The organism is Kocuria rosea (genome assembly GCF_006094695.1).
GTDB classification, from domain to species: Bacteria; Actinomycetota; Actinomycetes; order Actinomycetales; family Micrococcaceae; genus Kocuria; species Kocuria rosea.
The window spans coordinates 585,958-602,627 of record NZ_CP035103.1; the positions used below are offsets into that span (position 1 = coordinate 585,958).

At 74.0% G+C, this 16,670-nt stretch carries 16 protein-coding genes; 9 read left to right on the plus strand and 7 right to left on the minus strand.

The window, feature by feature from the left end:
* The first annotated feature begins 20 nt into the window (after nt 1-20).
* Nucleotides 21-470: a hypothetical protein gene (locus EQG70_RS02680; protein ID WP_017832952.1), complete on the plus strand. Its 450-nt coding sequence runs from the start codon at nt 21-23 to the stop codon at nt 468-470.
* Nucleotides 471-689: 219 nt separating this feature from the next.
* Nucleotides 690-881, plus strand: coding sequence for a hypothetical protein (locus EQG70_RS02685; RefSeq protein ID WP_109269223.1), 192 nt, complete (start codon nt 690-692; stop codon nt 879-881).
* An 83-nt stretch (nt 882-964) separates the two neighbouring features.
* Here EQG70_RS02685 and EQG70_RS02690 read toward each other — a convergent pair whose 3' ends face one another.
* The 3 genes from EQG70_RS02690 to EQG70_RS02700 form a co-directional block, all read right to left on the minus strand.
* The gene (locus tag EQG70_RS02690; RefSeq protein WP_244296712.1) at nt 965-3,187 is read right to left on the minus strand and encodes a heavy metal translocating P-type ATPase; all 2,223 of its coding nucleotides are present in this window, start codon (nt 3,185-3,187) and stop codon (nt 965-967) included.
* Between the two features lie 67 nt (nt 3,188-3,254).
* Nucleotides 3,255-3,464: a heavy-metal-associated domain-containing protein gene (locus EQG70_RS02695; RefSeq protein WP_017832955.1), complete on the minus strand. Its 210-nt coding sequence runs from the start codon at nt 3,462-3,464 to the stop codon at nt 3,255-3,257.
* A gap of 44 nt (nt 3,465-3,508) precedes the next feature.
* Entirely contained in the window at nt 3,509-3,820 is a 312-nt protein-coding gene (locus tag EQG70_RS02700) for a metal-sensitive transcriptional regulator (protein WP_017832956.1), read from the minus strand.
* Between the two features lie 98 nt (nt 3,821-3,918).
* Here EQG70_RS02700 and EQG70_RS02705 point away from each other — a divergent pair, with 98 nt between their 5' ends.
* The 3 genes from EQG70_RS02705 to EQG70_RS02715 are packed head-to-tail and all read left to right on the plus strand — an operon-like array spanning nt 3,919 to nt 7,015.
* Complete coding sequence (locus tag EQG70_RS02705; protein ID WP_109269224.1) at nt 3,919-5,976, plus strand: glycoside hydrolase family 15 protein; 2,058 nt, start codon at nt 3,919-3,921, stop codon at nt 5,974-5,976.
* On the plus strand, nt 5,973-6,707 hold the full coding sequence (locus EQG70_RS02710) for an AzlC family ABC transporter permease (RefSeq protein WP_109221832.1): 735 nt from the start codon (nt 5,973-5,975) through the stop codon (nt 6,705-6,707). Before EQG70_RS02705 ends, EQG70_RS02710 begins: the two co-directional genes overlap by 4 nt.
* Nucleotides 6,704-7,015 (plus strand): AzlD domain-containing protein, encoded by a 312-nt coding sequence (locus EQG70_RS02715; RefSeq protein ID WP_035925411.1) that lies wholly within the window; start codon nt 6,704-6,706, stop codon nt 7,013-7,015. Before EQG70_RS02710 ends, EQG70_RS02715 begins: the two co-directional genes overlap by 4 nt.
* Nucleotides 7,016-7,024: 9 nt before the next feature.
* On the opposite strand, the gene EQG70_RS02720 is transcribed toward EQG70_RS02715, so the two are convergent.
* The gene (locus EQG70_RS02720; RefSeq protein ID WP_109269225.1) at nt 7,025-8,446 is read right to left on the minus strand and encodes an FAD-binding oxidoreductase; all 1,422 of its coding nucleotides are present in this window, start codon (nt 8,444-8,446) and stop codon (nt 7,025-7,027) included.
* 367 nt (nt 8,447-8,813) lie between these two features.
* Nucleotides 8,814-9,464 (minus strand): helix-turn-helix transcriptional regulator, encoded by a 651-nt coding sequence (locus EQG70_RS02725; protein WP_109269226.1) that lies wholly within the window; start codon nt 9,462-9,464, stop codon nt 8,814-8,816.
* A 385-nt stretch (nt 9,465-9,849) separates the two neighbouring features.
* Here EQG70_RS02725 and EQG70_RS02730 point away from each other — a divergent pair, with 385 nt between their 5' ends.
* From EQG70_RS02730 to EQG70_RS18865, 3 genes are all read left to right on the plus strand, one after another.
* Nucleotides 9,850-12,153 carry a glycosyltransferase gene (locus EQG70_RS02730; RefSeq protein ID WP_109269227.1) on the plus strand — a complete coding sequence of 768 codons (2,304 nt, stop codon included), beginning with the start codon at nt 9,850-9,852 and terminating at the stop codon, nt 12,151-12,153.
* 170 nt (nt 12,154-12,323) lie between these two features.
* Complete coding sequence (locus tag EQG70_RS02735; RefSeq protein ID WP_095649888.1) at nt 12,324-13,772, plus strand: OFA family MFS transporter; 1,449 nt, start codon at nt 12,324-12,326, stop codon at nt 13,770-13,772.
* A gap of 1 nt (nt 13,773) precedes the next feature.
* Nucleotides 13,774-13,875, plus strand: a complete 102-nt coding sequence (locus tag EQG70_RS18865; protein ID WP_017832964.1) for an MFS transporter small subunit — start codon at nt 13,774-13,776, stop codon at nt 13,873-13,875.
* Nucleotides 13,876-13,938: 63 nt separating this feature from the next.
* Here EQG70_RS18865 and EQG70_RS02740 read toward each other — a convergent pair whose 3' ends face one another.
* Both EQG70_RS02740 and EQG70_RS18070 read right to left on the minus strand, forming a co-directional pair.
* Nucleotides 13,939-14,697: a FadR/GntR family transcriptional regulator gene (locus tag EQG70_RS02740; protein ID WP_109269228.1), complete on the minus strand. Its 759-nt coding sequence runs from the start codon at nt 14,695-14,697 to the stop codon at nt 13,939-13,941.
* A gap of 170 nt (nt 14,698-14,867) precedes the next feature.
* Nucleotides 14,868-15,008, minus strand: coding sequence for a hypothetical protein (locus EQG70_RS18070; protein WP_167508850.1), 141 nt, complete (start codon nt 15,006-15,008; stop codon nt 14,868-14,870).
* 181 nt (nt 15,009-15,189) lie between these two features.
* Here EQG70_RS18070 and eat point away from each other — a divergent pair, with 181 nt between their 5' ends.
* On the plus strand, nt 15,190-16,620 hold the full coding sequence (gene eat, locus EQG70_RS02745; protein ID WP_035925423.1) for an ethanolamine permease: 1,431 nt from the start codon (nt 15,190-15,192) through the stop codon (nt 16,618-16,620).
* Nucleotides 16,621-16,670 lie beyond the last annotated feature (50 nt).

A 16,670-nucleotide genomic window follows, 5' to 3' on the forward strand; every position in this document is an offset into this window, starting at 1 on the left:
TCAGCTCACGAGGAGGACCAGTGGCACAGCGCAAGGGCTCGAGAGGCGGCTTCCGGGCCGACGTCAAGGGCCCCCTGATCCTGTCCGCCGTGCTCGCGGCGATCGCGTTCGTCGCCGTGGGCATCTTCGCCAGCGGCGGCACGGACAACGCCCTGCGCCTGGACCTCGCCTTCATCGCCGCCGGCATCGCGTTCATCGTGACGCTCGTGATCAGCGCCACGCTGATGATCGTCGAAAAGCCCAACGACCCCCACCTCGGCGCGGGCACGGGCGTCAACCGCTCCTCGGCCAAGCTCTACGCCGAGGCCCGGGCCCGGCGGCAGGCCGCCGCGCGGCCCCCCGGCGAGGCCGAGTTCGGCCAGCGCGTCCGGCCCGACACCGAGGGCGAGGACCTCCTCGGCCGCCGCCCCGCCGACGGCTCCGCCCCGGCGGACGGCCCGGACGACGACGGCCCCGCCCCGCGCGCCTGAGCATCCCGCCCGCCTGAGGCCCCCGAACGAGCCGGACCCCGCTCGCCCGGGGGTCCCGCTCGTTCCGGGGCCCTGCGCGCTCCGCACCCGCTCCCGGGAGGGGCCCGCTCCGGCGGACAGCCCTGTCGCGTCCGGCCGGGCGCTGGGTAGATTGGGACGGCACCTGAGCAGCAGGGCCCGAACCCGCGCCCTGCTCGAGACCGGACGACGGGAACCAGCATGAGCCAGCAGCCGGAACCGCCCACCGAGGGCGACGAGGAGTTCGAGCGCAAGGTCCAGGAGCGGATGGCCGACCAGCAGGAGGACGGCGCCGACGAGGACCCCACGGACGTGGCCCAGGAGGACCACAAGTCCGAGGTGCCCGAGCTCGAGGAGAACGAGGAGAGCCCGGTCGACCCGGGCTCCGTCTGACCCCGGACCAGCGCCTGACACAACGCACGACGCCCCGGGAAGGGCCGATGGTCCTTCCCGGGGCGTCGTCGCGTCCGGCGGGCTCAGCGGCCGAAGCTCCGCAGCCGCAGCGAGTTCAGCACCACGAACACGGAGCTGAAGGCCATGGCGGCACCCGCGATCACGGGGTTGAGCAGCCCCGCGGCGGCCACGGGGATGGCCACCGTGTTGTAGGCGAAGGCCCAGAACAGGTTCGACTTGATGATCGACAGGGTCCGGCGGGACAGGGCGATGGCCGTGGGCACCGACCCGACGTCGCTGCGCACCACCGTGATGTCCGCGGCCTCGATCGCCGCGTCCGTGCCGGCGCCCATCGCGATCCCGAGGTCGGCCTGCGCCAGGGCCGCGGCGTCGTTGACCCCGTCGCCCACCATGGCGACCACGCGGCCGTCGTCCTGGAGATCGCGGACCACCGCGACCTTGCCCTCCGGGCTGACGTCGGCCACGACGTCCTCGGCGGCGATGCCCGCCTCCGCGGCGACGGCCCGGGCCACGGGCTCGTTGTCGCCGGTCAGCAGCATGGGCCGCAGGCCCAGCTCCTTGAGCCGGGCGACCGCCTCGCGGGCGTCGTCCTTGACGGTGTCGCGCAGGTCGACGAAGCCGACGAGGGCCCCGTCGACGGCCACGAGGATCGTGGTGAACCCGCCCTCCTGGGCGCGGCGCAGCGCGTCGAGCTGGGCGCCGTCCAGGCGCACGCCGTTCTCGGACAGCCACGTGGTGCGCCCGACCACCACCGAGCGGGAGTGCATCCCGTCCGCCACGTGCGCGCGGACGCCGCCGCCGGGGGCCGAGACGAACCCGGAGACCGGGAACCGGTGCGGGGTGGCCGCGGCCACCGCCCGCGCGATGGGGTGCTCGGAGTGCTGCTCCACGGTGGCCGCGAGGTCCAGCACCTGGTCCCGGGAGTACCCGGACACGGGCGTCACTGCCGCCACGGAGAGCTGCCCGCTCGTGACGGTGCCCGTCTTGTCCAGCACCACGGTGTCCACGGTGCGGGTGTCCTCGAGCACCTCGGCGCCCTTGATCAGGATGCCCAGCTGCGCGCCGCGCCCCGTGCCCGTGAGCAGGGCCGTGGGGGTGGCCAGGCCGAGGGCGCAGGGGCAGGCGATCACGAGCACGGAGACCGCGGCCACGAAGGACGCGTTCACGTCCCCGGTCAGCAGGAGCCAGCCGGCCAGCGTGGCGAGGGCGATCACCAGGACGACCGGGACGAAGACCCCGGAGATCCGGTCGGCCAGCCGTGCCACGGGGGCCTTGCTCGCCTGCGCCCGGGACACCATCCGGCCCATCTGGGCCAGGGTGGTGTCGGCGCCCACGCGGGTCGCCTCGACCAGCAGCCGGCCGTTGGTGTTGATCGTGGCGCCGGTGACGGTGTCGCCGACCTCCACCTCCACCGGGAGGGACTCGCCGGTGAGCAGGGACGTGTCCACGGCCGAGCGGCCGTCCACGACCACGCCGTCGGCGGCGATCTTCTCGCCGGGGCGCACGACGACCAGGTCCCCCGGGCGCAGCTGCTCCGCGGGCACGCTCGTCTCCACGCCGTCCCGCAGGACCACCGCGTCCTTCGCGCCGAGCTCCAGCAGCGCGCGCAGCGCCTCGCCGGAGCGGGCCTTCGCCCGGGCCTCCAGGTAGCGGCCCAGCAGCAGGAACGCGGTGACCAGGGCGCCGGTCTCGAAGTAGAGCTGGTGCCCGCTCATGTCCATCGCGTGGCCGAGCATCGCGCCGGCCGTCATGCCGGGCTCGCGCAGCAGGTTCCACAGCGAGAACAGGTACGCGGCGGACACGCCCAGGGACACGAGGGTGTCCATGGTGGAGGTCAGGTGCCGGGCGTTGACCGCCGCCGAGCGGTGGAACGGCCACGCCGCCCACGTCACGACCGGCAGGCTCAGGGCCGCGACCACCCAGCCCCAGTGCGGGAACTGGAAGCCGGGCAGCATCGAGATCACGAACACCGGGAGGGAGAGTGCGGCCGCCACGAGGAGGCGCCGGCGCAGGGACTCGGGCGAGCGCAGCGAGGACGCCTCGCGCCCGGCGACCCGGGCCATGGCGTCGGAGCCGTCCGGGCCGCCGGCGTCGTCGCCCCCGGGCGCGTTCTTGAGGACGGCCCCGTACCCGGCCTTCTCGACCGTCTCGACGACCTGCTCGTCGCTCACGCCCGCGGGGACGTGGACGGTGGCGGTCTCGAGGGCGAGGTTGACGGAGGCGTCGACGCCGTCGAGCCTGCCCAGCTTCTTCTCGACCCGGCTGACGCACGAGGAGCACGTCATGCCCGTGATCTCGAGCTCGAGGGTGCGCAGATGCCCGGCGACCTCGGTGGGGACGGGCGTGCGGGTCTCAGGCAACGGTGTACCCCGCTTCCTCGACGGCCTCCTCGATCTCGGCCGCCGACAGCTCGCGGGTGGACGTCACGACCACGGGGGAGACCCCGCCGGCCACGAGGTCGACGTCGACGGACTCGACGCCCTCCAGCTCGGTGAGCTCCTCGGTGACGGACCTGACGCAGTGGCCGCAGGTCATTCCGGAAACGTTGACGGTGGTCTGCACGATGGGCTCCTCGGGGTTTCGGTGGGGTGGTTCAGCGGGGTGGGTCAGCTCTTGAGCAGGCGCGCGATGGCCGCGGACGCCTCCTGGAGCTTGTCGTCGACACTCGTGACGTCCCCGGACTCCTGGGCGGCCTCGACGGCGCCCACGACGCAGTGGCTCAGGTGCTCGTCCAGCAGGCCCAGGCTCACGGCCTTGAGGGCCGACTGGATCGCGGAGATCTGGGTGAGGACGTCGATGCAGTACTTGTCCTCCTCGACCATCCGGTGGATGCCCCGGACCTGGCCCTCGATGCGCCGCAGGCGCTTGAGGTACGCGTCCTTGTCCTGGGTGTACCCGTGCGGCGGGGTCTGGGTCATGGGTCCTCCTCGGTCGTCCTGCAACCACTGTATACCCCTTGGGGGTATAGCTCAAGCGGCCGGTCCGCCGCGGCCCGGCGATGTGCCAATCTTGAGGCATGGCTTCACTGATCGAGGACTACGCCCTGCTCTCGAACATGCGCACGGGTCCGCTCGTCTCCCGCACCGGGTCCATCGACTGGCTGTGCGCGCCCCGGTTCGACTCCCCCTCGGTCTTCGGCGCCCTGCTCGGGGAGCCCGACCACGGGCGGTGGCTGCTCGCCCCCGCCTGCACGGTCGCGGAGGGGGCCAACGGCGAGGTCCTCGACGAGGAGGACAGCGGCGCCCAGGTCGCCGAGCGGTTCTACGTGGAGAACACGTTCGTGCTGCAGACCGTGTGGGTCACCGACTCGGGGTCCGTGCGCGTGACCGACTTCCTCCCGCTGACCTCCCGCACGGACGTGGTCCGCCGCGTCGAGGGCCTCACCGGCGAGGTCGAGATGTACCACGAGCTGCGGGTGCGCTTCGGCTACGGCGCCGTGGTCCCCTGGGTCAGCCGCTTCGAGGGGGAGGAGGACCCCGGCGGCGGCGACCCCGCGCCCCCCATGCTCGTGGCCATGGCCGGCCCGGACGCCCTCGTCCTGCGCGGTGAGCCCCTCCCCGAGTCCACGGACGACGACGACGAGCGCCGCCACCGCGGGACCTTCACCGTCTCCGCCGGCCAGGCACGGGACTTCGTCCTCACGCACTTCCCGTCCCACCGCACGCCCCCGGCGCCGGTCGACGTCAACGAGCAGCTCACCCGGACCGTGGAGCTGTGGCAGGACTGGTCCGGGCTGTACTCCCCGCCGGCCGTCGGGGAGGACGAGCCCGTGCACATCGTCCCGGTCCGCGGCCACGCCGTGGCCCGGCGCTCGGACGTGGTCCGGCGCTCGCTGCTCGTGGTGCGGGCGCTGATGCACCAGGAGACGGGCGGGCTCGTGGCCGCCCCCACCACGTCCCTGCCGGACGTGGTGGGCGGGGAGCGCAACTGGGACCACCGCTTCGCCTGGCTGCGGGACGCCGCGATGGCCCTCGAGGTCATGCTCGACCACGACCACGACCGCGAGGCCGCCCAGCTGCGCAACTGGCTCCTGCGCGCCGTGGCGGGCGACCCGCACGACCTGCAGAACATCTACGGGGTCGCGGGGGAGCGCCGCGGGCGCGAGCACCAGCTCGACCTGCCCGGCTACGAGCGCTCCCGGCCGGTCCGCGAGGGCAACGGCGCCGCGGGCCAGCACCAGTCGGACGCCGTGGGGCACGTCATGGTGGTGTTCGAGAAGCTCCGCCGGCGCGGCGCCGTGGAGGACCACCTCTCCTGGCCCCTGCAGCAGGCGATGCTGCGCTCGGTCGTGGAGAACTACGAGGTCACGGACCAGGGCCTCTGGGAGATGCGCGGCGAACGGCAGTACTACACGCACTCGCGCGTGCTGATGTGGGCGGCGCTCCAGTGCGGCGTGGACGCCGTGCGCGTGCACGGCCTGCCCGGCGACGCGCAGCTGTGGGAGCAGCTGCGGGACGCCCTCGCGGAGGAGATCTGGACCAGCGGCTACGACCCCGAGGTCGGCTCCTTCGTGCAGTACTACGGGGCGAAGACCGTGGACGCCTCCCTGCTCCAGCTGCCGCAGATGGGGTTCGTGGCCTACGACGACGAGCGGATGCTCGGCACCGTGCGGCGGATCGAGGAGGAGCTGCGGCACCCCAGCGGGCTCATCCACCGCTACCGCAACGTCCTGGGCCCGGTGGACCCCGATGACCCCGACGCGTACGCCGGGGTCATCGGGGTGGACGGCTTCCCGGGCCAGGACAACCCGCACCTCGGCGCGTCCCTGTGGCTCGCCGCCCAGTACGCGCGCTCGGGCCGCACGGACAGCGCCCGGAAGCTCGTGGACTCCGTGCTGTCCCGCGCCAACGACCTCGGGCTGCTCTCCACCGAGTGGTCGCCCGAGCAGCGGCGGATGACCGGCAACTTCCCGCAGACCTTCACCCACCTCGCCCTCGTCCAGGCCCTGGACGCCCTCGACGCCGCCCAGGGGCGCCGCGCCCCGGCGGCGCCGCACGAGAGCCCGGCCGAGACCCCGGCTGCGGCCGAGGCGGGCACGGGCGGGGTCTCCGCCGTTCCCGGAGGCGCCTCGTGAGCCACGCGGCTCCGGTCGACTGGCGGTCCTCGCCGGCGGTCCGGATCGGGCTGTCCGTGTCCGTGGCCACCGGGCTGTACGGCATCTCCTTCGGCGCCCTGTCCGTGGCGGCGGGACTGACCTTCTGGCAGACCGTCGCCCTGTCCGCGCTCATGTTCACGGGCGGCTCCCAGTTCGCCTTCATCGGCGTGGTCTCGGGCGGAGGGGCCGGGGCCTCGGCGCTGGGCGCCGCCACGCTGCTCGGGATCCGCAACGCCGTCTACGGGATGAGCATGAACGCCCTCGTCCGCCCGCGGGGCTGGCGCCGGCTCCTCGCCGCGCACGTGACCATCGACGAGTCCAACGCGGCCGCGTCCTCCCAGGTGCACCCCGTCGAGGAGCGGCGGGGCTTCTGGACCGCGGGCCTGGGCGTGTTCGCGCTCTGGAACCTGTTCACCGTGCTGGGCGCCCTGCTGGGCAACGCCCTCGGCGATCCCGCGCGGTGGGGCCTGGACGGCGCCGCGGTGGCCGCGTTCCTGGGCCTGCTGTGGCCGCGGCTGAGCGCCCGGGAGCCCGTGGCGGTCGCGGTGGTCTGCGGCCTCGTCACGGCCCTGACGATCCCGGTGCTGCCGGCGGGCCTGCCGATCCTCGTGGCCGCCGTGGTCGCCGCGTTCCTGGGCCGCTCCCGCGGTCCCGGGCCGGCCCCGTCCGGCGCGGCGTCCGGCCCCGGCGCCGAGGGGGCGGAGGCGTGAGCATGTGGTTCTGGGTGCTCGGGGCGTGCGCGCTCGCCTACGCCCTGAAGCTCGTCGGCTACCTCGTGCCGGACCGGGTGCTGGACGACCCGCGCGTCGGGCGCATGGCCGGCACCGTCACCGTGGGCCTGCTCGCCGCGCTCGTGGTCATGAACGCGTTCGGCTCCGGCCAGGAGCTGGTGCTGGACGCCCGGCTGGGCGCGCTGCTCGTGGCGGGAACGGCCCTGATGCTGCGGGCCCCGTTCCTGCTGGTGGTGGTGCTGGGGGCGGTCGCGGCGGCCGTGCTCCGGCTGCTCGGCGCGCCCTGACGCCTCGCGTCAGGCGACGCTCGGCAGGATGTTGTGGTTGAGCCGGAACAGGTTGCCCGGGTCGTAGCGGTTCTTCAGCTCGACGAGACGCCGGTGCGTCCGCTCCCCGTAGGCCTGCCGCGCGGTCTCGGGCGTGACGGGGCCGTGCTCGGCACCGAGGAAGTTCACGTAGAGGCCGGCGTCGGCGAACGGTTCCACGGCGGCGTGGGCCTTCCGGGCGAACGCCGTGAGGCGGGCGTCGTCGGCGGCGTCCGGCCAGTAGCCGTAGACGTTGAGCCAGTACCGCGCGGACCGGTTGGGGAAGGCGGTGGCGCCGGCGGGCACCCGCCCGAAGAACCCCTCCATGTGGTGGATGTCGATGCCCGTGCCGAACCAGGTGATCTCCGAGGCGGCGCCGAGCAGGGCGTCGACCACCTCGTCGTCCAGACGGGAGAACGAGGCGTTCTTCCAGTAGCCGCGGGCCCCCTTCGGGAAGAGCACGTCCATGGCCGTCTGCCACTCGGTCCACTGCACCGGGCCGACCTCCTCCTCGTCCGGCGGGGCGTCGGCCCGCAGCCGGTCGACCAGGCGCAGGCCCTCGGCGTGGTCGGGCGACATCCAGGCGAAGGCGATGATCAGCCAGGGCTCGTCGCCCATCCCGAAACTCGGCGGGAACCGGAGGATCGAGACGATGCCGTTCATCTCGTCCGGCAGGTCGTCGGTCCAGCGGGCGAAGGCCTGCAGGGCCGCGCGCCAGTGCTCGCGCCGGTAGAACAGGTTCCCGCCCAGCACGGAGGCGGGCAGCTCCCTGGCCTGGAACGTGAAGGAGGTCACGACGCCGAAGTTCCCCCCGCCGCCGCGGATCCCCCAGAACAGGTCCGGGTTGTGCTCCGCGTTGGCGTGCAGGTGCTCCCGGGTCCCGGTGATCACCTCGGCGTCCACGAGGTTGTCGAGGCTCAGGCCGTTGCTGCGCGTCAGCCAGCCGACGCCCCCGCCCACGGTCAGGCCCGCGACCCCGGTGGCGCTCACCACGCCGAGGGGCACTGCGAGACCGTGCGGGACGGTCGCGCGGTCGACGTCGGCCAGGGTGGCGCCCGGCTCCACGGTCACGCGCCGGGTCCCCGGGTCCACCTCGACCCGCCGCAGCGCGCCGAGGTCCAGGACGAGCCCGCCCTCCACGGTGCCGTGGCCGGCCACGTTGTGCCCGCCGCCGCGGACCGCCAGCGGCAGGTCCGTGTGCTGCGCGGCGGCCAGCACCGGGTCGATGTCGGACACCGCGCCGGCCTGCACGACAGCGCGGGGCCGCACGTCGACCATGCCGTTCCAGACCCGTCTCGCCTCGTCGTAGAGCGGGTCGTCGGGCTCGACCAGCGTCCCGGTGAGATGGGTGCGCAGCCTCTCGAGCTCTCGGGCGATCTCCTGGTCGTGCTCCCCGCGGTCCACGGCATTCATGGGGCTGGCTTCCTGTGGGCGGGGGCGCGCGCCCCCGGGCTGGTGCTCGTGCTCGACGGCGGTGCGCGGACCGTCGTCGGCGATGCCGGAAGGGTCACGGGCGGACTCGGAGCGGTCCGGGCGCTCGACCCCGCCGGGGCTGGAGTTCCGGTGCGGGGGGATGCGGAACGGCGCACAGTGGTGCTGTCTCCAGGGTAGGAGCGTCCCCGGCCCGGCACAACGGTCCGCGCACAACGGTCCGCGCACAACGGTCCGGGCGCACCCGGCCGGACACCGTTCGGCCGGGCGTGGGTCGGACGGGCGTGGGCCGGACGGGCGGGGGCCAGACGGGACGGCCCGTGGACGCGGGGAACGTCCGATCCGGTGCTCAGGCGAGCGGCAGCACCGGGGGAATGATCCCGTCCTCGATGGCCCGCTTGTAGAGCTCGAGCTTGGTGCGGGCCGGTCGCTCCACCGCGGCGTACTTGCGGCGGATCCGCTTGAGGTGCTCCTCCACCGTGGACTCGGCGATCTCCAGCAGCGCGGCCACCTCCTGCTCCTGGAGTCCGTCCACGTAGAGCGCGAGCACCTGGCGCTCCCGGGCGGAGAGCTTCGCGGGAGCTCTGCTGGGCAGCTCGGCCAGAGCCGACTGGAGCACGTCGCTCACGAAGTGGCCCAGCTGCCGGGAGAGCCGCATGGTGCGGAAGACGGTCCGGATGGGCTCCCACTTGCCCACGGCACCGGCCGCCCCGCAGGTGAAGGCGGACCGGACCCGGGCGAGGTCGTCCGGCGGCACCAGCACCACCACGGTGTGCTCCTGCGCGGTGAGGTCCGTGACGTTCTGCACGAGGTTGCGGCCGTCCAGGGTGTTCAGGCTCAGCAGGACCACCATCTCCTCGGCCGGGTTCTCGGCCAGGAACTCCGGGACGCTGCCCGCCACCGCGCTCACGCGCACGCCGTGCTCGGGGTGCTCGAGGGCCTCGCGCTGCATCGCGATGCGCGTCATGGGCTGGGGGCTGATCACGGCGGCGTTCAACATGGTGGGGCTCCTTGACGTCTCCCGCTGTGAGGTGGGCGGGATCTCCGCGGCCGGGGATCGCCGGTCCGCTCCGGCAGCGGGAGGGCCGTGTCCTGCGGCGGGACCGGCGCCGAACGCCCATATGTCCTTTGTGGAATACAGGGCGGTGTGGCGGGGGCCATCGGGGCAGGGGGTCCTCCGGGCGGTCGCCGCCGGCGGAGATGGTGCAGTGTGTTCCTCCACAGTGGCGGACCCGCCCGCGCGCGGGCAAGGCGATTCCGTGCGGACCTGCAACTTCGCACACCGCACGCCGCCCGACGGGCCGTGCCGGGGCCGGGGCCGGCGGAAGCGGTGCGGCTGGAAGAATGGGGGAGCCCGCACCGGTCGAGGAAAGGTCCGCACCGTCATGCACACCGACGTTCTCCCGGGATCGGGCGGGCAGGGACTCCTGCCGGGAGCGGCTCGCGAGCTCCCCGGAATCCTCGAGGAGCTCTCCCTGCGCGGCCTCGCCCCCCGGCTCCTCGATCCGGGGGCGGACCCGGTGCTCACGACCGCAGGGGAGGAGAGCCTCCGGGAGCACGGGCCCGCAGGCGGCGATCCCGCACCGCGGTCCGAGGCGGAGGCGCTCCTGCTGGCCGGTCTCGGGGCGGATGCTCCCGTGGGCGACACCGGGCTGCTCCTCTGGCTCGACCGGGCGAGGGCCGCTGCGGCGGCGGGCCGGCCGGTCGTCGTCACCGGCCTGGCCCTCGACCCCGATGCCGTCCCGGAAGAGATCGTGCGTCGGCTCCTCCCGGTCGCCTCCCTCGTGGGGCTGCGGGACGAGACGTCCCTGGCGGTGGCCCGCCGGCTGTGCCCCGAGCACCCCGGCCTGCGCGTCGGCTGGGAGGACGCGCTCCTCCTCCCGCGTCCCGCCGCCCCGGCCCGGCCGCTCGAGCAGGACGGGCCGACACGTCGCCCAGGAGAGTGGAGCTCCCCGGCCGGGCGGGCGCAGGAGGAGTGGGAGGGGCCGTCCGCGGAGTCGGCGGATCCGGACGGACGGGCCGAGCGGCAGGACGAGCTGGGCGGGTCGGCGGAGGAGCCGGGGGCGCCGGCGGGGCCGCCGCGGATCCTCGCCGCAGTGCGGCGGCCGGCCGGTCCCTTCCCGCCGGAGCGGCTCGCCCCCGTGCTCGCCGCCCTGCTGGACGCGCTGGTGCACCGGACGGGCGCAGCGGTCACGCTCCTGGCATGCGGCGGCGCCCCGGCCGACGAGGAGTTCGCGGCGGACGTGGCCGCGCTGCTTCCGGGCGACGTCCACCGGGTGCGCGCGGCTCCGGGAGAGGCCGGCACGGAGGCGCTCCGGGCGGACTGGGTCCTGACCACCTGCTCCCGCGGTGCGGCCCTCGGCCTCGCGGCACGGGCCGTCGTCCTCCCGGTGGGTCCGGACAAATATTCCATGGACGACATGAACGGCGTGCTGAGCCGCTGGGGGCTGGAAGGTGCCGTCGTTCCCCTGGCGGCGCTGCTCACCCCCGGCGACGTGGCGTGGGACACCCGTGCGGCCCTCCAGCAGTGGGCGGCGGAGGCCGTGGAGCACCGGGGGGCGGTGCGCGCCGCGCTGGCGGACGCCGAGCCGGCGGTCCGGGAAGCGGCGGCCCGGTGGTGGGACGACGTGGCCGGGGCGCTCCGCGGTCAGGAGCCCCGGCCCGCGGTAGGAACGGTGGCGGTGCCGCGCGGGGTCGGTGCCCCGGTGGTGCGTGCCCTCCGCCGCCGGTACACCGTTCCCGCGGTGCCGCCCGAACGGCCCACCGTCGCGGTCCTGCTGCGGCACCACGGCGCCCCGGCGCGCCTGGGCCGGGCCGTCGACGACCTCCTGGCGCAGACGTTCACCGACTGGCGACTGGTCCTCGTGGACGACGGCGGGAACCCCGCCGAGGTGGACGCGGTCCTGGCGCCGCGCCGGGACGAGCTCGCGGGGCGCGCGACGGTCCTCCACCACCGCAGGGCCCTCGGTGCCGCGGCGGCCGCCAACCGTGGGCTGCGGGCAGGGGAGTCTGAACTCGTCGTCCTGCACGACGGCTCGGAGCCTTGGCCGCCCGAGCTCCTGCAGCGCGCCGTGGCGCACCTCGAGGATCCCCTCGTGACCGACGACGGGGTCATGGTGCCGACCGAGAATCCGCCCGGGACCGGCCGAGACGTACCGGCCGGTCGGCCGGGACGGGATCTCGTGCCGACGGACCGGGAGGCCCTCACCCTCACCGACGTGCTGGACGGCGACCGCACCGCGGTCGACGCGCCGTTCCTGTACCGGCGCGCGGTGCACGGGGTGCTGGGCGACTACGACGAGACCATCGGCGCCGCGGAGCGCTGGGAGTTCGTGCTCCGCTTCCTGGAGACGTTCACCGTGGGCCTGCTCCCCGCGCGCCCGACCGCCCGGCGGGACCGGACCGACGGGCGCGCCTTGGCGCGGGGCGAGGCGGCGGTGCGCGAGCGCCATCTCAGGCAGTGGAGCGCGGAGCACGGGATCGGCCTGCCGCTCTACCTGCGGCGGGCCGCGGCGGAGGAGGCCGGCGCCCTGCACCGGAGGCTGGACGCCGCCGAGGAGCTCGCGCACGAGCTCCTGGAAGTGGTCCGCGCCCAGACCCGGCAGATCGAACGGCTCGAGCAGGTCGTGGCGGAGAAGGGCTTCCTTGCCTTCTGGCGGCGTGCGTGGCGGGCCCTGCGCGGAGGATGAGCGGCCCGCTCCGGCCCGCTCCGGCCCGCTCCGGCGCGGCCGGTCGGCAGGTTGCTTTCCAGTTCTCCCGTCCGTGTGACATGCTTCACCCTTGGGCGCGTCCGGGACGTGCGAATTCCGTCCCGGACGCGCCCTTCGCGCAGTGTCCGCACCAGATGAGGAGTCGGGGCATGGGATGGCTTGATCGGCAGCACTCGGTGGCACCACCGGGATTCAACCGCTGGCTCATACCGCCGGCCGCCCTCGCGGTGCACCTGTGCATCGGTCAGGCCTACGCCACCAGCGTGTACAAGAACGCGCTGGTGGCGCACTTCGACGCGAGCCTGACCCAGATCGGCATCATCTTCTCCATCGCCATCGTCATGCTGGGCCTGTCCGCCGCCGTCTTCGGGACGTGGGTGGACACCGGCGGGCCGCGCAGGGCCATGTTCACTGCGGCGCTGCTGTGGTCCGGCGGGTTCCTGGTCGGCGCGCTCGGCATCTTCACCGAGCAGCTCTGGCTCGTCTACCTGGGCTACGGGGTCATCGGCGGCATCGGCCTGGGCATCGGCTACATCTCGCCCGTCTCCACGCTGATCAAGTGGTTCCCCGACCGCCCCGGGCTCGCCACGGGCATGGCGATCATGGGCTTCGGCGGCGGCGCGCTGATCGCCAGCCCCCTCTCCGCGGCCCTGCTCAACTTCTACGACCCGAACTCCGGCACCGAGGGCTGGGTGGCGAGCGGGAACGCCGTCGGCAAGCTGTTCCTGACCCTCGCGGTCGTCTATCTCGCCTACATGCTCTTCGGCGCGTTCACGATCAAGGTTCCGGCGGAGGACTGGAAGCCCGAGGGGTTCGAGCCCTCGAAGGTCGAGTCGAAGGCCCTCGTCACCAAGAACCACGTCTCGGCCCGCAACGCCATCCGCACCCGGCAGTTCTGGCTGGTGTGGATCGTGCTGTTCTGCAACGTGACGGCCGGCATCGGCATCCTCGAGCAGGCAGCCCCCATGATCCAGGACTTCTTCCGCCAGGCGGACGGCGCCTCCCTCGTGACGGCCGCCGTGGCCGGCGGTTTCGTGGGCCTGCTGTCCATCGGCAACATGGGCGGGCGCTTCGTGTGGTCCACCACCTCGGACGTGCTGGGCCGCAAGCGCATCTACATGGTCTACCTCGGTGTCGGGGCGGTCCTCTACACCGTGCTGGCGCTGTTCGGCTCAACCTCCACGCTGCTGTTCGTGCTGCTGGCCTTCGTCATCATCTCGTTCTACGGCGGCGGCTTCGCCACGGTGCCGGCCTATCTGCGGGACCTCTTCGGGACCTTCCAGGTGGGGGCCATCCACGGCCGCCTGCTCACGGCGTGGGCCGCCGCGGGCATCGCTGGACCCCTCATCGTCAACGCGTTCCTCGACGCCCAGGGCACCCCCGGGGAGCTCACGGCGCAGGCGTACCAGCCGGCGCTGCTGACCATGGTCGGCCTGCTGGTCGTCGGCTTCGTCGCCAACCTCCTGGTCAAGCCCGTGGACGCCAAGTACCACGAGCCCGAGCGCCGGACCGCGGCGTCCGGCGCCGAGGCCTCCGGGGAGGCCGGCACCGAGTCCCCGCGCACGTCCGACACCGAGCTCTCCCCGAAGGAGGCATGACATGAGCCGTGCACGACTGGCACTGGGCTGGGTCCTCGTCGGGGTCCCGCTCGCCTACGGAGTGACGATGACCCTCACGCGGGTGACCGCGCTGTTCGTCTGACCGGCTGAACGACCGGCTGACGGGCCGGGCGCGTCCTGACCGGGCCGCTGCTCGGGCGGCGGGTCACACCGGGCCGCGGTCGTCCCCGGGGGCGTCGTCGTCGGACTGCCCGGCGTGCCCGAGGAAGCCGCGCAGCAGCGCGGCCGTGCCCTCCAGATGGGCGAGGGAGGCGGCCCGGGCGGCGGGGGCGTCGCCGGCCAGGACGGCGTCGGTGAGCTCGCGGTGCTGACGGTCGGAGTGCTCGAGGTTGACCGGAAGCACGGGGATCCGGTCCAGCAGGTCGCTGGCCCGCGAGCGCACCTCCGCGACGGCGCGGACCAGGCTGGGACAGCCGCCCAGCTCGGCCACCGCGATGTGGAAGCGTGCGTCGGCGGGGCGGTAGTCCTCCGGGGCGCTCTCCTCGACCTGCCGCAGGCACGCGAGCAGGTGCTCCCGGGCGGCCGCGCTGAGGGACGCCGCCGCGGCCAGCTCCGCCGCGGCGGGCTCGACCACGGCGCGGAACACGAGCACGTCCTCGATGTCCGCGGGGTCCACCGGGGGGAGGGTCTCGTCCGGCAGGGCGGTGCGACCGGTCACGAAGGTCCCGCCGTACCGGCCCCGCACCACCTCCAGGACCCCGGCGACCTGGAGCTCGTGCAGGGCCTCGCGGAGCGTGGCGCGGGAGATGCCGAGCATCGCCGCGGTCTCCCGCTCGGGCGGGAGCCGCTCGCCCCGGCGGAACAGGCCGAGCCGGATCGAGTCGAGGATCCGTTCTACGGCCTCCTCGAAGGCGTTGCCCTGGCGCACGGGCCGGATGCGGGGGTGCTGGACGGGATCGCTCACGGTGGCGCTCCTCCCTGCGGTGCGACGTGCGCCCATGGTGTCACGGTCCCCGGGGACCGCCTCCGGCGGGGCCCCGTTCACTGCGCCGGCCGGGGCCACGAGCAGCAGCGGCGCGCCGCCCGGTCCGGACGGCGCGCCGCTGCCTCCGGCCGGGACGGCCGGTCGAGGTCCTAGTGGGTGAGGTCCATGGCGACCACGCCCACCGCGATGATCAGGGCGGCGGAGACGAGGAAGCCCGCCGTGATGGCGATGAGGGCCCAGGAGCGGGCGGGGCCGGGGCGGTCAGTGGCTGAGGACGTGGTCTGGTTCATGCCCACCATTCTGCGGCATCCGGGGGGCCGGCTCCACCGCGACGCGGTCCGTGCCCGGCCCGGCGGCCGCCCGGCCGCGCCCCGCGGGGTCTTGACGGGGCACGGGGCAGCCCACAGACTGTGACCACTCGCGCCAAACGTCTGTTTTCAGACCTTTGTGGAATCCCGGAGGGATCGTCCCATGCCCGAATCCCCAGCACAGCCCACCCGCACCGACGAGTACTTCCAGCACCGCCAGCTCCGCTCCGGGGCCGCCGGGTGGGTCCTGCTCGCGGGCCTGGGCATCGCCTACGTCATCTCCGGGGACTTCTCCGGCTGGAACATCGGGCTCTCCGAGGGCGGGTGGGGTGGGCTGCTCATCGCCTTCGTGCTCATGGGCCTCATGTACACCTGCATGGTCTTCGGCCTCGCCGAGCTCTCCTCCACCCTCCCCACGGCGGGCGCCGGGTACGGCTTCGCCCGCCGGGCGCTCGGCCCCCTCGGCGGCTTCGCCACCGGGATGGCCGTGCTCATCGAGTACGCCGTGGCCCCGGCGGCGATCGCCACGTTCATCGGCGGCTACATCGAGGCGCTGGGCCTGTTCGGGATCACCAACTCCTGGCCCGTGTACCTCGTGACCTACCTGGTGTTCATGGGCATCCACATGTACGGGGTGGGCGAGGCGCTCAAGCTGATGTTCGGGATCACCGTGGTCGCGGTCCTCGCGCTGGGGGTGACCGTCGTCGCGCTCGTGCCGCACTTCGACGCCGCCAACCTCTTCGACATCGTCCCGAACGACGCCGCGGGGGCGAGCGCGTTCCTGCCCATGGGCTACGCGGGGGCGATGGCGGCCCTGGTCTACGGGATCTGGTTCTTCCTGGCGATCGAGGGCGTGCCGCTGGCCGCCGAGGAGACCGCCGACCCCCGCCGGGACATGCCGCGCGGGATCATCGTGGCCATGGCCTTCCTGCTGGTCTCGGGTGCGCTCATGCTGGTCCTGGTGCCCGGGGCGGCCGGGTCGGAGGCGATGAGCACCTCGGACAACCCGCTGCCGGAGGCCATCCGCACGGTCGCCGGGGCGGACAGCGCGATGGCGAACATCGTCAACTACGCGGGCCTGGCCGGGCTGGTCGCGAGCTTCTTCTCCATCATGTTCGCCTACTCCCGGCAGCTGTTCGCGCTCTCCCGGGCGGGGTACCTGCCCCGGTTCCTCTCGCTGACCGGCAGGCGCCGGACCCCGTGGGTCGCCCTCATCGTGCCCGGCACCGTGGGCTTCGTGCTCGCGGCCGTGACCGGCGACGGCGGACTGCTCATCAACATCGCGGTCTTCGGCGCCACCGTCTCCTACGTGCTGCTGAACCTCTCCCACATCGTGCTGCGGCTGCGCGAGCCGGACCTCCCGCGCGGCTACCGCACCCCGGGCGGCGTGGTCACCACCGGCATCGCCCTGGTGCTGGCGCTCGTGGCCGTGGTCGCCACGTTCCTGGTCGACGTGCTCGCCGCGTCCATCACCGCGCTCGTGTTCGTCGTCTTCCTCGCCTACTACTGGTTCTACAGCCGCCACCGCCTCGTGGGCCACGCCCCCGAGGAGGAGTTCGCGCAGATCCGCACCGCCGAGGCGGACCTGCACTGACCCCGTCCCGCCCGACTCCCTGCCCAGCGACCCCAGCACCCCAGCGTTCC

Excerpts from the sequence above, each read along its gene's own strand:
- EQG70_RS02685 (WP_109269223.1), top strand. The coding sequence starts at position 690 with ATGAGCCAGCAGCCGGAACCGCCCACCGAGGGCGACGAGGAGTTCGAG.
- EQG70_RS02690 (WP_244296712.1), bottom strand. The coding sequence starts at position 3,187 with ATGACGTGCTCCTCGTGCGTCAGCCGGGTCGAGAAGAAGCTGGGCAGG.
- EQG70_RS02700 (WP_017832956.1), bottom strand. The coding sequence starts at position 3,820 with ATGACCCAGACCCCGCCGCACGGGTACACCCAGGACAAGGACGCGTAC.
- EQG70_RS02705 (WP_109269224.1), top strand. The coding sequence starts at position 3,919 with ATGGCTTCACTGATCGAGGACTACGCCCTGCTCTCGAACATGCGCACG.
- EQG70_RS02720 (WP_109269225.1), bottom strand. The coding sequence starts at position 8,446 with ATGAATGCCGTGGACCGCGGGGAGCACGACCAGGAGATCGCCCGAGAG.
- EQG70_RS02725 (WP_109269226.1), bottom strand. The coding sequence starts at position 9,464 with ATGTTGAACGCCGCCGTGATCAGCCCCCAGCCCATGACGCGCATCGCG.
- EQG70_RS02730 (WP_109269227.1), top strand. The coding sequence starts at position 9,850 with ATGCACACCGACGTTCTCCCGGGATCGGGCGGGCAGGGACTCCTGCCG.
- EQG70_RS02735 (WP_095649888.1), top strand. The coding sequence starts at position 12,324 with ATGGGATGGCTTGATCGGCAGCACTCGGTGGCACCACCGGGATTCAAC.
- EQG70_RS18865 (WP_017832964.1), top strand. The coding sequence starts at position 13,774 with ATGAGCCGTGCACGACTGGCACTGGGCTGGGTCCTCGTCGGGGTCCCG.
- EQG70_RS18070 (WP_167508850.1), bottom strand. The coding sequence starts at position 15,008 with ATGAACCAGACCACGTCCTCAGCCACTGACCGCCCCGGCCCCGCCCGC.
- eat (WP_035925423.1), top strand. The coding sequence starts at position 15,190 with ATGCCCGAATCCCCAGCACAGCCCACCCGCACCGACGAGTACTTCCAG.